Source organism: Citrobacter sp. CK188 (genome assembly GCF_030333525.1).
Classification (GTDB): Bacteria; Pseudomonadota; Gammaproteobacteria; order Enterobacterales; family Enterobacteriaceae; genus Citrobacter_B; species Citrobacter_B koseri.
Map to the genome: position 1 here is coordinate 196,819 of NZ_JAOWFU010000001.1, position 13,468 is coordinate 210,286.

Sequence of the window (13,468 nt, forward strand, 5' to 3'; positions counted from 1 at the left end):
TACATTTCGTTGTTGATGAATAACCATTTTTTGCAGACGGTTACTTTTATTTTGCGAGGCAGCGCACACTTACGAATTATCTAAATAGCAGAGTGAAATAACATAATTGAGCAATGTGAATCGAGTAACCAATATTACGCCATTACCCATCCCTCGCCGTATTACCTGATTATGGAGTTCATTATGCAGGCTTATTTTGACCAACTCGATCGTGTTCGTTATGAAGGCCCTAAAAGCACTAATCCGTTAGCTTTCCGCCATTATAATCCAGATGAAATCGTACTGGGTAAACGCATGGAAGATCATCTGCGTTTTGCGGCCTGCTACTGGCATACCTTCTGCTGGAACGGCGCGGATATGTTTGGCGTAGGCGCGTTCAACCGTCCGTGGCAACAGCCCGGCGATGCGCTGGAGCTGGCGAAGCGCAAGGCGGATGTGGCGTTTGAATTTTTCCATAAGCTGAACGTGCCTTACTACTGCTTCCACGATGTGGATGTTTCGCCGGAAGGCGCCTCGCTGAAAGAGTATAAAAACAACTTTGCGCAGATGGTCGATGTGCTGGAGTCGAAGCAAGAACAGAGCGGCGTGAAGCTGTTATGGGGCACCGCGAACTGCTTTACCAACCCGCGTTACGGCGCCGGGGCGGCGACGAACCCGGACCCGGAAGTCTTCAGTTGGGCGGCGACGCAGGTGGTGAACGCGATGAACGCCACGCACAAACTGGGCGGCGAAAACTACGTTCTGTGGGGGGGCCGTGAAGGGTATGAAACCCTGCTGAATACCGATCTGCGCCAGGAGCGCGAGCAGATTGGCCGCTTTATGCAGATGGTGGTGGAACATAAACATAAAACAGGTTTCCAGGGCACGCTGCTGATCGAGCCAAAACCGCAGGAGCCGACAAAACACCAGTATGACTACGATGTGGCAACGGTTTACGGCTTCCTCAAGCAGTTCGGCCTGGAAAAAGAGATCAAGGTGAACATTGAAGCCAACCACGCTACGCTGGCGGGCCACTCTTTCCATCATGAGATTGCGTCCGCCATTGCGCTGGGCATTTTTGGTTCTGTGGATGCCAACCGTGGCGATGCGCAGCTGGGCTGGGATACCGACCAGTTCCCGGTAAGCGTCGAAGAGAACGCGCTGGTGATGTATGAAATCCTGAAAGCGGGCGGTTTCACGACCGGCGGCCTGAACTTTGACGCGAAGGTTCGTCGCCAGAGCACCGACAAATACGATCTGTTCTATGGTCATATTGGCGCGATGGACACGATGGCGCTGTCATTAAAAGTGGCAGCGCGCATGATTGAAGATGGCGAACTGGATAAACGCGTGGCGAAACGTTATTCCGGCTGGAATAGCGAACTGGGCCAGCAAATTTTGAAAGGCCAGTTATCCCTGAGCGACGTCGCGCACTATGCTGAACAGCGTAATCTGGCGCCGGTGCATCAAAGCGGCCATCAGGAACTGCTGGAAAATCTGGTGAATCATTATCTGTTCGACAAGTAATCGCCATTGCGCCGCGTTTAGCCAACGCGGCGCATCGATAAAGGAGTGGTCACGATGTATATCGGGATAGATCTGGGCACGTCCGGTGTGAAAGCCATCCTGCTGAATGAGCAGGGAGACGTGCTGGCCTCGCAGACGGAGAAACTGTCCGTCTCTCGCCCGCATCCATTATGGTCGGAGCAGGATCCCGAACAGTGGTGGCTGGCGACGGATCGCGCCGTAAAAGCGCTGGGGCGAGAGCATTCATTGCGTGATGTAAAGGCGCTGGGGATTGCCGGGCAGATGCACGGTGCCACGTTGCTTGATAAACACCAGAAGGTGCTACGCCCGGCGATTTTATGGAATGACGGACGCTGTGGTGAAGAGTGCGCGCTGCTTGAGCAGCAGGTTCCGCAGTCTCGCGCCATTACCGGCAATCTGATGATGCCCGGCTTTACCGCGCCAAAACTGCTGTGGGTTCAGCGCCATGAGCCGGATATCTTCCGCCAGGTTGCAAAGGTGCTGCTACCTAAAGATTACCTGCGTCTGCGTATGACGGGGGATTTTGCCAGCGATATGTCGGACGCGGCGGGAACGATGTGGCTGGATGTCGCAGCGCGCGACTGGAGCGACATCATGCTCAACGCTTGTCAGCTAACCCGTGAGCACATGCCCGCTCTGTACGAAGGCAGCGACATCACCGGTACGGTGTTGCCTGAGGTGGCGCACTCCTGGGGGATGCCTGCGGTGCCTGTTGTTGCAGGGGGCGGAGATAACGCGGCGGGCGCGGTGGGCGTGGGAATGATCAATGCGGGTCAGGCCATGCTGTCGCTGGGAACATCAGGCGTCTATTTTGCGGTGAGCGACGGTTTTCTCAGTAAACCAGAAAGTGCGGTACACAGTTTTTGCCACGCGCTGCCCGAACGCTGGCATTTGATGTCCGTCATGCTGAGCGCGGCATCCTGCCTGGACTGGGCGGCAAAATTGACCGGTCAGGCGTCTGTTCCCGCGCTGATTGACGCGGCACGCCAGGCGGATGATAACGCGGATGCCGTCTGGTTCCTGCCTTATCTTTCCGGCGAACGCACGCCGCATAATAATCCACAGGCGAAGGGCGTATTCTTTGGCCTTACGCATCAGCATGGCCCCGCAGAGCTGGCGCGGGCGGTGCTGGAAGGCGTCGGTTATGCGCTGGCGGATGGCATGGATGTTGTGCATGCCTGTGGCGTGAAACCCGGCAGTGTGACGCTGATCGGCGGCGGGGCGCGAAGTGAATACTGGCGACAAATGCTGGCGGATATCAGCGGGCTACAGCTTGATTACCGTACCGGCGGAGATGTAGGCCCGGCATTGGGTGCCGCGCGTCTGGCGCAAATTGCGATGAATAAAGAGCAACCATTATCTGATTTATTACCGCAACTTCCGCTGGAGCAGGCTCATTTCCCTGATGCTGAACGCCATGCGCGTTACCTTGAACGTCGCGAAACGTTCCGCCGCATTTACCAGCAGTTATTACCGCTCATGTCTTAATCCGCTATTCCTTCCGGCAGTGGCCGGAAGGAATTCTTATTTCATATTGATTGCCTCGATATATATCGAAATCAATATGTGTGTTTTCTGATTTTCACGTTATTGTCCGGTTATCGTCTTTTCCATTCTTATTTCTTGTCTTAATGTGAATCGGCAAAGCATAAGGAGAGTGATATGGACGATAAGGTTGTGCGCAGGAAGCGTCTGGCCGGTTTAATCATGCTGGCGGGCGGTGCGCTGGTCTATCTGACAGGACTGTGGCCTGCTTGCCACTCGTTGAGCGACAAGGGCTATTTTTTTGCGATAATGGTGATGAGTGGCTTTCCCCTGTTAATACGCCAGGAGCCGACGGGAAATGAGCGTCTGCTCACCCGGTGCAAATATCTGTTACTTCTCGCCGCAGGTATGCTTTTTGTCGGTCTATGGAATATTGATTTACCGGTCGCCGTCAAAGTGATGTGCCTTCTGGGGCTGGGCGTAAGTCTGTTGGGTACGGATATGTACGCCACGTATTCTGATGACGAATAAGGGCCGGTCAACTGACCAGCCTGCGCGTATCAATCTTCTGTAGCAATATCGACAGCAGCAAACTTCCGGCCAGGGTGAGGGTAAAAATCCATACGATATCCAGCGGCGGCCAGCGTTTAAACTCCACGCCATTCGTCCGTAGCGCATGGATTATCAGCGCGTGAAACCCGTAAATACCGAGTGAGTGGCGGGAAATCAGCGCCAGCCCGGGAACCGTGCGCGTATTCAGGGTATTTTTGACCAGCGTGAGCAGCGACGCGGCGCAAATAAACACCATTGGGCCGCAATAGACGTACCAGGTATCGGCAAAATTTCCGCGCCAGTTGAGTTCATGTAGCGTTCCGCGCGAAATAATCAATACCGCCGTAATGAAAAGCGCGGCGCTTATCCAGGTCAGCGAACGTTTTTGTGTCTCCATCATGCCAATCGCCCGACCCAGCATGCCATAGAGGATGTAGTAAAACGTGTCGCCGGTGATATACAGGTTAACGGGGAGCCACTCAAATCCGCCGATTTTTTGCGACACGGTATTGGGGTTGGCGACAACGCCAATGACGATCATCAGCACCAGCAGCATTTTGCCGCTGACGTTTTTAACCTGTATTAACGGCGATACCAGGTAGATCACCGCGATCGCGAAGAAAAACCACAGGTGGTAGAACACCGGTTTTTGCAGCAGGTTTTTCAGCGATAGCTCTGCGTTAATCGACGTAAAAAGGGTGATATATACCAACGCAACGGCGCTATAGAACAGCAGGCAGAGCGCAATGCGCAGGAAATGTCGCGGCTGGGCGCTACGTTCGCCAAAAAAGAGATAGCCCGAGATCATAAAAAACAGCGGTACGCTGACGCGTGAGGCGGAGTTCAGGACATTGGCAAAATCCCAGCTAAACGGATTGATGCTTTGCGCATTGGTGACGTACCAGGTGGTGGCGTGGATCATTACGACCATTAAACAGGCGATCCCTCGCAAATTATCAATCCAGTATATTTTGGGTTGCATCAGTGCCTCTGCTTCCGTTTTAAATAGGGTCTGACTTGTTTATTGGCGCGGTATCTCACTGGAATATTCTGAGTTTTTACGCTAAAGCTTGTGATGGCTCAGCGAGATTCGCAAAATGCGCCTGTCTTTTGGGTAAACCCTAACCTTAATAATAATAAGAGCGGCCGGCAAATAAGGCGGTAATAAAAATGATGATGAAGTCTGTTTTTCCGGCGCTGTTAACCCTCCTGCTGGTGGGATGCGCGACGACGGCGCAGCCGGTTCAGAAGGCGCAGAAGGTCAACGTAAACCCGGAACGCTCACTGGATATGGAAGCATTGTGCAAAGCGCAGGCGGCGCGGCGTTATAACACCGGCACGCAGAAAATTGATGTGACCGGTTTTGAGCAATACCAGGGTAGCTATGAGATGCGCGGCAATACTTTCCGCAAAGAGAGTTTTGTTTGCTCTTTTGACGCAGAAGGGCAGTTTTTACATCTTTCCATGCGCTAAGTTCCCCCTTTTTCCCGTTTCGTACTGTATATCTTGCGGTCAGCGGGTATACTGATCCCTTCCTTTAAATCCACACGTATCCAGCACGAAATAATATGCAAAAGTTTGATACCAGGACCTTCCAGGGCTTGATCCTGACCTTACAGGATTACTGGGCTCGCCAGGGCTGCACCATTGTTCAACCATTGGACATGGAAGTCGGCGCGGGGACTTCTCACCCAATGACCTGTCTGCGCGCGCTGGGGCCAGAGCCGATGGCGGCTGCCTATGTGCAGCCTTCTCGTCGTCCGACCGATGGTCGCTATGGCGAAAACCCGAACCGTTTACAGCACTACTATCAGTTCCAGGTGGTGATTAAGCCATCGCCGGATAACATCCAGGAGCTGTATCTCGGTTCTCTGAAAGAGCTGGGGATGGACCCGACTATCCACGATATCCGTTTCGTGGAAGATAACTGGGAAAACCCGACGCTGGGCGCCTGGGGTCTGGGTTGGGAAGTGTGGCTGAACGGCATGGAAGTGACTCAGTTCACCTACTTCCAGCAGGTTGGCGGTCTGGAGTGTAAGCCGGTTACCGGTGAGATCACCTACGGCCTGGAACGTCTGGCTATGTACATTCAGGGCGTAGACAGCGTTTACGACCTGGTCTGGAGCGACGGCCCGCTGGGTAAAACCACCTATGGCGACGTGTTCCATCAGAACGAAGTGGAGCAATCCACCTACAACTTCGAATACGCCGATGTGGATTTCCTGTTCACCTGTTTCGAACAGTATGAGAAAGAAGCACAGCAACTGCTGGCGCTGGAAAACCCGCTGCCGCTGCCTGCTTACGAGCGTATTCTGAAAGCCGCCCATAGCTTTAACCTGCTGGATGCGCGTAAAGCCATCTCCGTTACCGAGCGTCAGCGCTACATTCTGCGCATTCGCACCCTGACCAAAGCAGTGGCAGAAGCTTACTACGCTTCCCGTGAAGCCCTTGGCTTCCCGATGTGCAACAAAGACAAATAAGAGGCGGCCATGTCTGAGAAAACTTTTCTGGTGGAAATCGGCACTGAAGAGCTGCCACCAAAAGCCCTGCGCAGCCTGGCGGAGTCCTTTGCTGCGAACGTTACTGCGGAGCTGGATAACGCTGGCCTCGCACACGGCAACGTAGAGTGGTTCGCCGCACCGCGCCGTCTGGCGCTGAAAGTGGCGAATCTTGCTGCTTCTCAACCCGATCGCGAAGTTGAAAAACGCGGCCCGGCGATTGCCCAGGCATTTGACGCGGAAGGCAAACCGAGCAAAGCGGCGGAAGGCTGGGCGCGAGGTTGCGGCATCACCGTGGACCAGGCTGAACGTCTGACCACAGACAAAGGCGAATGGCTGCTGTATCGCGCGCATGTGAAAGGCGAAAGCGCAGAAGCGCTGCTGCCGAACATGATTGCCACCTCTCTGGCGAAACTGCCGATTCCGAAACTGATGCGCTGGGGCGCGTCTGACGTTCACTTCGTGCGTCCGGTACACACCGTAACGCTGCTGCTGGGCGACAAGCTCATTCCGGCAACGATTCTGGGTATCCAGTCCGATCGCGTCATTCGCGGCCATCGTTTTATGGGCGAGCCGGAAATCACCATCGACACTGCTGACCAGTATCCGCAAATCCTGCTGGAGCGCGGTAAAGTTGTTGCTGATTACGAAGCGCGTAAAGCGAAAATCAAAGCCGATGCAGAAGAAGCGGCGCGTCAGATTGGCGGTAACGCTGACCTGAGCGAGAGCCTGCTGGAAGAGGTCACTTCGCTGGTGGAATGGCCGGTGGTGCTGACGGCGAAATTCGAAGAGAAATTCCTCGCGGTGCCGTCTGAAGCGCTGGTTTACACCATGAAGGGCGACCAGAAATACTTCCCGGTTTACGCCGCAGACGGCAAACTGCTGCCGAACTTTATCTTCGTGGCGAACATCGAATCTAAAGATCCGCAGCAAATTATCTCCGGTAACGAGAAGGTGGTGCGTCCGCGTCTGGCAGATGCCGAGTTCTTCTTCAATACCGACCGTAAAAAACGTCTGGAAGATAACCTGCCGCGTCTGCAAACCGTGCTGTTCCAGCAACAGCTGGGTACGCTGCGCGACAAGACCGACCGTATTCAGGCGCTGGCGGGCTGGATTGCTGAACAAATTGGCGCGGATGTTAACCACGCCACCCGTGCGGGCCTGCTGTCGAAATGTGACCTGATGACCAACATGGTCTTTGAGTTCACCGACACGCAGGGCGTCATGGGGATGCACTACGCGCGCCATGACGGCGAAGCGGAAGATGTGGCTGTCGCGCTGAACGAGCAGTATCAGCCGCGCTTTGCCGGTGACGACCTGCCGTCTAACCCGGTTGCCTGCGCGCTGGCGATTGCCGACAAGATGGACACGCTGGCGGGTATCTTCGGTATCGGTCAGCATCCGAAAGGCGATAAAGACCCGTTCGCGCTGCGTCGTGCCGCGCTGGGCGTGCTGCGTATCATCGTTGAGAAGAACCTGAATCTGGATCTGCAAACGCTGACCGAAGAAGCGGCGCGTCTGTACGGCGACAAGCTGACCAACGCGAATGTGGTTGATGACGTTATCGACTTTATGCTCGGTCGTTTCCGCGCCTGGTATCAGGACGAAGGTTACACCGTGGACACCATTCAGGCGGTTCTGGCGCGTCGTCCGACCCGTCCGGCGGATTTCGATGCCCGTATGAAGGCCGTGTCGCACTTCCGCACGCTGGAAGAAGCCTCCGCGCTGGCGGCGGCGAACAAACGTGTGTCCAACATTCTGGCGAAGTCCGACGAAGTGCTGAACGATCGTGTCAATGCGGCAACGTTGAAGGAACCAGAGGAAATTGCTTTGGCTCTGCAAGTTGTGGTTCTGCGTGACAAACTTGAACCCGTGTTTGCTGAAGGTCGTTACCAGGAAGCGTTAGTCGAACTGGCTGAGCTGCGTGAACCGGTCGATACGTTCTTTGAAAAAGTGATGGTGATGGTTGATGACAAAGATCTGCGCATCAACCGCCTCTCTATGCTGGCGAAACTGCGCGAGCTGTTCCTGCAAGTAGCGGATATTTCCCTGTTGCAGTAAGTTCGTCGCAATAAAAAAACCTGCCATCTGGCAGGTTTTTTTATGGGGAAAAAGGTAAAAAAAATCCCCGCCGATTGGCAGGGATCTTCAATTCTGAGCTTATAAAGCTAAGATTACAGGCTGGTTACGTTACCAGCTGCCGGGCCTTTAGCGCCGCTTTCGATGGTGAAGGAAACTTTCTGACCTTCATCCAGGGATTTGTAACCGTCGTTCTGGATAGCAGAGAAGTGTACGAACACGTCTTTGGAGCCATCGTCAGGAGTGATGAAGCCGAAGCCTTTATCAGCGTTGAACCATTTTACGATACCAGTCATTTTACCGGACATAGTGTATTACCTTTTAAAAAATAAGTGTGCCTTTCGGCGATATGGCGTGCTTTACAGATTTTTTAAGCGTTAAGGAAATGCGCACTACGAGGGGTATCAACGGATAACTCTTGAAGGGGACTGCCTTACTAAACTGCTTTAATGGTCTGTACGTCAAACCGTTGGACGCATTAACTCATGTAACGCTTGTGGATGCAACTTTTATTTTACTTCTTTCGGGTAAGTCTGTCGGGAAACGGCCCCTTAACAGGACCGTTAAACGAAAAAATCAGGCAATAATCTATTTCATCAACTGCTTACTTAAACCTGGGTTGGCCTGGATCAGGCGCATCAGATTTAACTCGGTACTCGACGGTTTTACCCGTCTGGATTCCCATTCCTGCACCATGGCAACGGTTACGCCCATCGCCCGGGCAAAATCATCTGTTTTTAGCCCGGTTCCTCTTCGTAACTGTTCAAACTCTGTAAAAGGGTTGGGCTTGTTTGTCAGGATAATCGTCTGCGATACATCTTTAAAAACAATTTGTTCCAGACTGCTCAGCAGTTCAAACATAGGATCTTTGTATTCCATTGAGAACTCCTATAAATCACACAGCGGGATCGTGAATTTCATCGAAGCTCATTAAGAATAGTCGGGAAACGTGAAGCCGGTTGGAAGCGGCAAAGAAGTGGATTCGTTTCAGCGCATTCCGGTCAGGATCGCGCGTTGGCTAAGGATCTGAAAAAGGCCGACATATCGGATCGACGGCGCGCAATTGTAAAGATAACAAAAATTTTATCACGTAAAAAAGCTGGCCGTTTCTTCGTATAATATTCCACGGCAAGATTACGCAGAAAGGGTATCTTGCAAGGCTGTCCTGGACTATCCTTGTCAGCGTCAGGCACGCGGCATCGTTGTGCGCATTTTTGGGTGAAAGGAGTATTAAAATGGCGACAGGTAAGTCCTGCTCTCGCTGGTTTGCGCCTGTTATGGCGTTATTAATGGTAGTTAGCCTGAGCGGGTGTTTTGATAAAGAAGGTGATCAGCGTAAAGCGTTTATTGATTTCCTGCAGAATACTGCGATGCGTAGCGGGGAGCGTCTGCCGACGTTGACCGCCGATCAGAAAAAACAATTTGGTCCGTTCGTGTCTGATTATGCGATCCTGTATGGCTATTCGCAGCAGGTGAATCAGGCGATGGATTCCGGTCTGCGTCCGGTTGTGGATAGCGTCAATGCGATCCGCGTTCCTCAGGACTATGTCACTCAGCGCGAGCCGCTGCGTCAGGCAAATGGTTCTCTGGGCGTGCTGGGTCAGCAGTTGCAGAATGCGAAATTGCAGGCAGATGCCGCGCACAGCGCGCTGAAACAGTCCGACGACCTGAAACCGGTCTTTGATCAGGTTTACAGTAAAGTGGTGACGGCGCCTTCGGAGGCGTTACAGCCGCTGATTCCGGCTGCGCAAATTTTCACGCAGCAACTGGTGCAGGTCGGCGACTTTGTGGCGCAGCAGGATACGCAGGTGAGCTTTGTCGCGAACGGCATTCAGTTCCCGACGTCACAGCAGGCCAGCCAGTACAACACGCTGATTGGGCCGCTGGCGTCTCAGCACCAGGCATTTAATCAGGCCTGGACCACTGCGGTAAACGCGATCCAGTAACGCTGTTTATGCCCGATGGCGCTGGCGTCGATCGGGCATACGGCTAAGCAACGTTGTAGGCCGGGCTGGGCAACGCCGCCGCCCGGCCATTTATTATCCTGCGACCTGCGGGTTCACGCAGTTCTTCTCCACCTTGCCTTGTAACGCATCAATTAAGTTATCCACCGCGCAGGCGGCCATGTTGTAGCGCGTCTCATGGGTGGCGGAGCCGATGTGCGGCAGCGCCACAACGTTCGGCAGCGACAGCAGCGGCGAATTGACCGGCAGCGGTTCTTGTTCAAACACATCCAGACCCGCCGCATGAATTTCACCGCTTTGCAGGGCGGCAATCAGCGCGTTTTCATCCACGACCGGGCCGCGCCCTGCGTTAATGAAAATGGCGGAGGACTTCATTTTGGCAAACTGCGCCGCGCCAAACAGGTGATGCGTCTCTTCCGTCAGCGGCAGGATCAGGCAGACAAAATCCGCCGCCTGTAACAGGGTGTCCAGATCGCAGTACCGGGCGTTGAAGCGTTCTTCCGCCTCAGGATGATGGCGGCGGGCGTTGTAGAGAATCGGCATGTTAAAGCCGAAGTGGGCGCGTTGCGCCAGCGCAAGACCAATGCGCCCCATCCCGACAATCCCCAGCGTTTTGTGGTGTACATCAGTGCCAAACCAGTCTGGCCCGATGCTTTTTGTCCATTCCCCCACTTTGACGCGTTCGGCCACTTCCACCACGCGGCGGGCGGTGCTTAGCACCAGCGCCATTACCGTATCCGCAACGGTTTCCGTCAGCACGGTCGGCGTGTGCATCAGCAATACGCTGCGCGCGTTGAGGGCAGCCACATCAAAATTGTCATAACCCACGGAGACGGTCGATGCCGCGCGTAGTTTCGGCATCTTCTCCAGCAGTGCGCTATTGACGGTTTCGCTGGAGCCCAACAAACCTTCCGCGCTGGCGAAAGCCTGGGCGTGTTGTTCTACCGTTTCCGGGCGAAGATTTGGCACCTGCGTGACGGTGAAATGTTCTTCCAGGCGATGCAGTAAATCGTCAGGTAACGCTTTGTAGAGAATAATGGACGGCTTCATGCGGATCTCCGTGAGTTAAGGTTTAAGCGTGGCGTGCGCCAATCGGTAATTGCTGATTGTTAGCAGGCTTAACAATTAAAGTTAGCCATACTGAGGCGAAAAGCGCCACCCCCATAAAAATGTACGAGGCGGCCGGGCTGCCGGTTGCGCCGTTGAGATAGCCGACGAACCATGAACCAAAGAAAGAGCCCAGCGCGCCCATACTGTTGATCAGCGCCATTGCGCCGCCCGCGACGTTACGCGGCAGCATTTCAGGAATAATGGCGAAGAATGGGCCATAAGGGGCATACATCGCCGCACCGGCGATAACCAGCAGGGTATAAGAGAGCCAGAAGTTGTTCGCGCCAACGGCCCATGAGCCGATAAAGGCAAAGGCGGCAATCAACAGCAGCGGCCAGACGAACAGTTTACGGTTTTGCAGTTTATCGGATGCCCAGGAGACAACGATCATCGCGATCGTCGCCGCCAGGTATGGCACTGAAGAGAGCCAGCCGACTTCCACCATGCCCATATTCGCGCTGCCGCTGCGGATGATGGACGGCAGCCACAGAACAAACCCGTACACCCCGATACTCCAGGTGAAATACTGCATGCACAGCAGGATGACGTTGCGTGAGCGGAATGCCTCGCTGTAATTGCGTACCGCTTTGATGCCCTGCTGCTCTTTTTCCAGCTGCGCCTGAAGCGCGGCTTTTTCTGACTCCGTCAGCCATCCGGCCTGTGACGGTTTATCTTTCACCAGCACCCACCAGAAGAACGCCCAGATGATGGCGGGGAAGCCTTCAATAATGAACATTTCACGCCAGCCGAGCGCCTGAATCAGGTAGCCTGAAACCACAGACATCCACAGCACCGTCACCGGGTTGCCGAGAATCAGGAACGTATTGGCGCGCGAACGCTCTGACTTTGTGAACCAGTTGCTGATGTAAATCAGCATGGCGGGCATAACGGCCGCTTCCACGACGCCGAGAATAAAGCGGATGGCGGCAAGCATTGGGATATTACTCACCATCCCGGTCAGCGATGCGCATGCCCCCCATAAAATCAGGCAGATAAAAATTAGTTTACGTACGCTGCGACGCTCGGCGTACACCGCGCCTGGGATCTGGAAGAAGAAATAACCGAGGAAGAACAGGGCGCCCAGCAGGGAGGAGATCCCTTTCGTGATGCCGAGGTCTTCGTTAATCCCCGCTGCGGAAGCGAAGCTGAAGTTTGCGCGATCCAGGTACGCCAGGCTGTACGTGATGAACACGATAGGCATGATGTACCACCAGCGTTTTGCTGCATTTGTTGAGCTTGTCATAGGCCTGCCTCTGTCACTATGCCGCCGCTGTATGTAGGGTACAGGGGGCTGTTATCATTGCGTGAAGTTTATTCGCCTAACGCTTCACGAGTGGGTAATCCTTCGCTGTCGCCCTGAACCTGAATCGCCAGCGCGCCAATTTTATTGCCTCGCGTCACTGCCTGATGCAGCGTGCGGCCTTCCAGCAGGGCGCTGATCACGCCCACGGCAAAGCCATCGCCCGCACCAACCGTATCGACCACATTGTCCACTTTCACCGGTGCGACGCAGCCTTGCTCGCCCTCAGCGGTTTTGTACCAGGCGCCATCCGCGCCGGTTTTCAGCACCACCGCTTTCACGCCGTGGCGCAGATAAAAATCGGCAATGCCCTCAGGCGTTTGCTGTCCGGTTAATATCATTCCCTCTTTCAGACCGGGCAGCACCCAGTCAGCCTGGAAGGCGAGGCGGTTAAGTTTTTCCACCATTTCGGCTTCGCTTTTCCACAGCACCGGGCGCAGATTCGGATCGAATGAAATCGTTTTGCCCTGCGCTTTCATGGTGCGGGCGGTATGCGCCAGCAGTTCATAAGAACTGGCGGAAAGCGCCGCCGCAACGCCGCTTAAGTGCAGATGACGTGCGCCGGAGAAGTACGCATCGTGGTAATCGTCCACGGAAAGGTGGCTTGCAGCGGAACCTTTACGGAAATATTCCACAATGGGATCGGTTCCATTTTCGACTTTAGATTTAAGCTGAAAGCCGGTTGTGTAACGTCCGTCCAGCGTGACGCCCTGCGCATCAATCCCTTCTTTTTCAAGCGACTTAAGGACAAAACGGCCAAAACTGTCATCACCGACGCGGCTTACCCAGCCGACGTTTAACCCCAGGCGCGCCAGGCCGGTCGCTACGTTAAGTTCGGCCCCGGCGACGCGTTTGATAAATGCGTCTACGTCCGCGAGATCGCCCGTTTGCGTGGCGACGAACATCGCCATCGCTTCACCAATCGTGATGACATCCAGAGAATTTTTCATGCG

General features: G+C 54.3%; 13 protein-coding genes. 7 read left to right on the top strand and 6 right to left on the bottom strand.

Features of this window, described 5'->3' with window-relative positions:
* Positions 1-183: 183 nt before the first annotated feature.
* The 3 genes from xylA to OGV67_RS00940 all read left to right on the top strand — a co-directional run bounded on the left by xylA (position 184) and on the right by OGV67_RS00940 (position 3,543).
* Complete coding sequence (gene xylA, locus OGV67_RS00930) at positions 184-1,506, top strand: xylose isomerase (RefSeq protein WP_024131052.1); 1,323 nt, start codon at positions 184-186, stop codon at positions 1,504-1,506.
* A gap of 54 nt (positions 1,507-1,560) precedes the next feature.
* Positions 1,561-3,015, top strand: a complete 1,455-nt coding sequence (gene xylB / locus OGV67_RS00935) for a xylulokinase (protein WP_112001416.1) — start codon at positions 1,561-1,563, stop codon at positions 3,013-3,015.
* A gap of 174 nt (positions 3,016-3,189) precedes the next feature.
* Positions 3,190-3,543, top strand: coding sequence for a YiaA/YiaB family inner membrane protein (locus OGV67_RS00940; protein ID WP_112001417.1), 354 nt, complete (start codon positions 3,190-3,192; stop codon positions 3,541-3,543).
* Positions 3,544-3,550: 7 nt separating this feature from the next.
* Here the strand turns inward: OGV67_RS00940 and OGV67_RS00945 are convergent, their stop codons facing one another.
* The gene (locus OGV67_RS00945; RefSeq protein WP_071259249.1) at positions 3,551-4,546 is read right to left on the bottom strand and encodes an acyltransferase; all 996 of its coding nucleotides are present in this window, start codon (positions 4,544-4,546) and stop codon (positions 3,551-3,553) included.
* A 188-nt stretch (positions 4,547-4,734) separates the two neighbouring features.
* Between OGV67_RS00945 and OGV67_RS00950 the strand changes: the two genes are divergently transcribed.
* The 3 genes from OGV67_RS00950 (at position 4,735) to glyS (ending at position 8,123) form a co-directional block, all read left to right on the top strand.
* On the top strand, positions 4,735-5,037 hold the full coding sequence (locus OGV67_RS00950) for a YsaB family lipoprotein (RefSeq protein WP_012135698.1): 303 nt from the start codon (positions 4,735-4,737) through the stop codon (positions 5,035-5,037).
* Positions 5,038-5,132: 95 nt separating this feature from the next.
* Positions 5,133-6,044: a glycine--tRNA ligase subunit alpha gene (glyQ, locus tag OGV67_RS00955; RefSeq protein ID WP_001168544.1), complete on the top strand. Its 912-nt coding sequence runs from the start codon at positions 5,133-5,135 to the stop codon at positions 6,042-6,044.
* A 9-nt stretch (positions 6,045-6,053) separates the two neighbouring features.
* Positions 6,054-8,123: a glycine--tRNA ligase subunit beta gene (gene glyS, locus OGV67_RS00960; RefSeq protein ID WP_058668264.1), complete on the top strand. Its 2,070-nt coding sequence runs from the start codon at positions 6,054-6,056 to the stop codon at positions 8,121-8,123.
* A gap of 113 nt (positions 8,124-8,236) precedes the next feature.
* On the opposite strand, the gene cspE is transcribed toward glyS, so the two are convergent.
* On the bottom strand, positions 8,237-8,449 hold the full coding sequence (cspE, locus tag OGV67_RS00965; RefSeq protein WP_000014594.1) for a transcription antiterminator/RNA stability regulator CspE: 213 nt from the start codon (positions 8,447-8,449) through the stop codon (positions 8,237-8,239).
* 280 nt (positions 8,450-8,729) lie between these two features.
* Positions 8,730-9,020: an HTH-type transcriptional regulator gene (locus OGV67_RS00970; RefSeq protein ID WP_058668263.1), complete on the bottom strand. Its 291-nt coding sequence runs from the start codon at positions 9,018-9,020 to the stop codon at positions 8,730-8,732.
* 356 nt (positions 9,021-9,376) lie between these two features.
* Here OGV67_RS00970 and OGV67_RS00975 point away from each other — a divergent pair, with 356 nt between their 5' ends.
* Positions 9,377-10,087 carry a DUF3053 domain-containing protein gene (locus OGV67_RS00975; protein WP_024131051.1) on the top strand — a complete coding sequence of 237 codons (711 nt, stop codon included), beginning with the start codon at positions 9,377-9,379 and terminating at the stop codon, positions 10,085-10,087.
* 93 nt (positions 10,088-10,180) lie between these two features.
* Here OGV67_RS00975 and ghrB read toward each other — a convergent pair whose 3' ends face one another.
* The 3 genes from ghrB to OGV67_RS00990 all read right to left on the bottom strand — a co-directional run bounded on the left by ghrB (position 10,181) and on the right by OGV67_RS00990 (position 13,465).
* The gene (ghrB, locus tag OGV67_RS00980) at positions 10,181-11,155 is read right to left on the bottom strand and encodes a glyoxylate/hydroxypyruvate reductase GhrB (protein ID WP_115614318.1); all 975 of its coding nucleotides are present in this window, start codon (positions 11,153-11,155) and stop codon (positions 10,181-10,183) included.
* 22 nt (positions 11,156-11,177) lie between these two features.
* Positions 11,178-12,458 carry an MFS transporter gene (locus OGV67_RS00985; RefSeq protein ID WP_049008241.1) on the bottom strand — a complete coding sequence of 427 codons (1,281 nt, stop codon included), beginning with the start codon at positions 12,456-12,458 and terminating at the stop codon, positions 11,178-11,180.
* Positions 12,459-12,526: 68 nt separating this feature from the next.
* Positions 12,527-13,465, bottom strand: coding sequence for a sugar kinase (locus OGV67_RS00990; protein WP_115614319.1), 939 nt, complete (start codon positions 13,463-13,465; stop codon positions 12,527-12,529).
* Between the last annotated feature and the right edge of the window lie 3 nt (positions 13,466-13,468).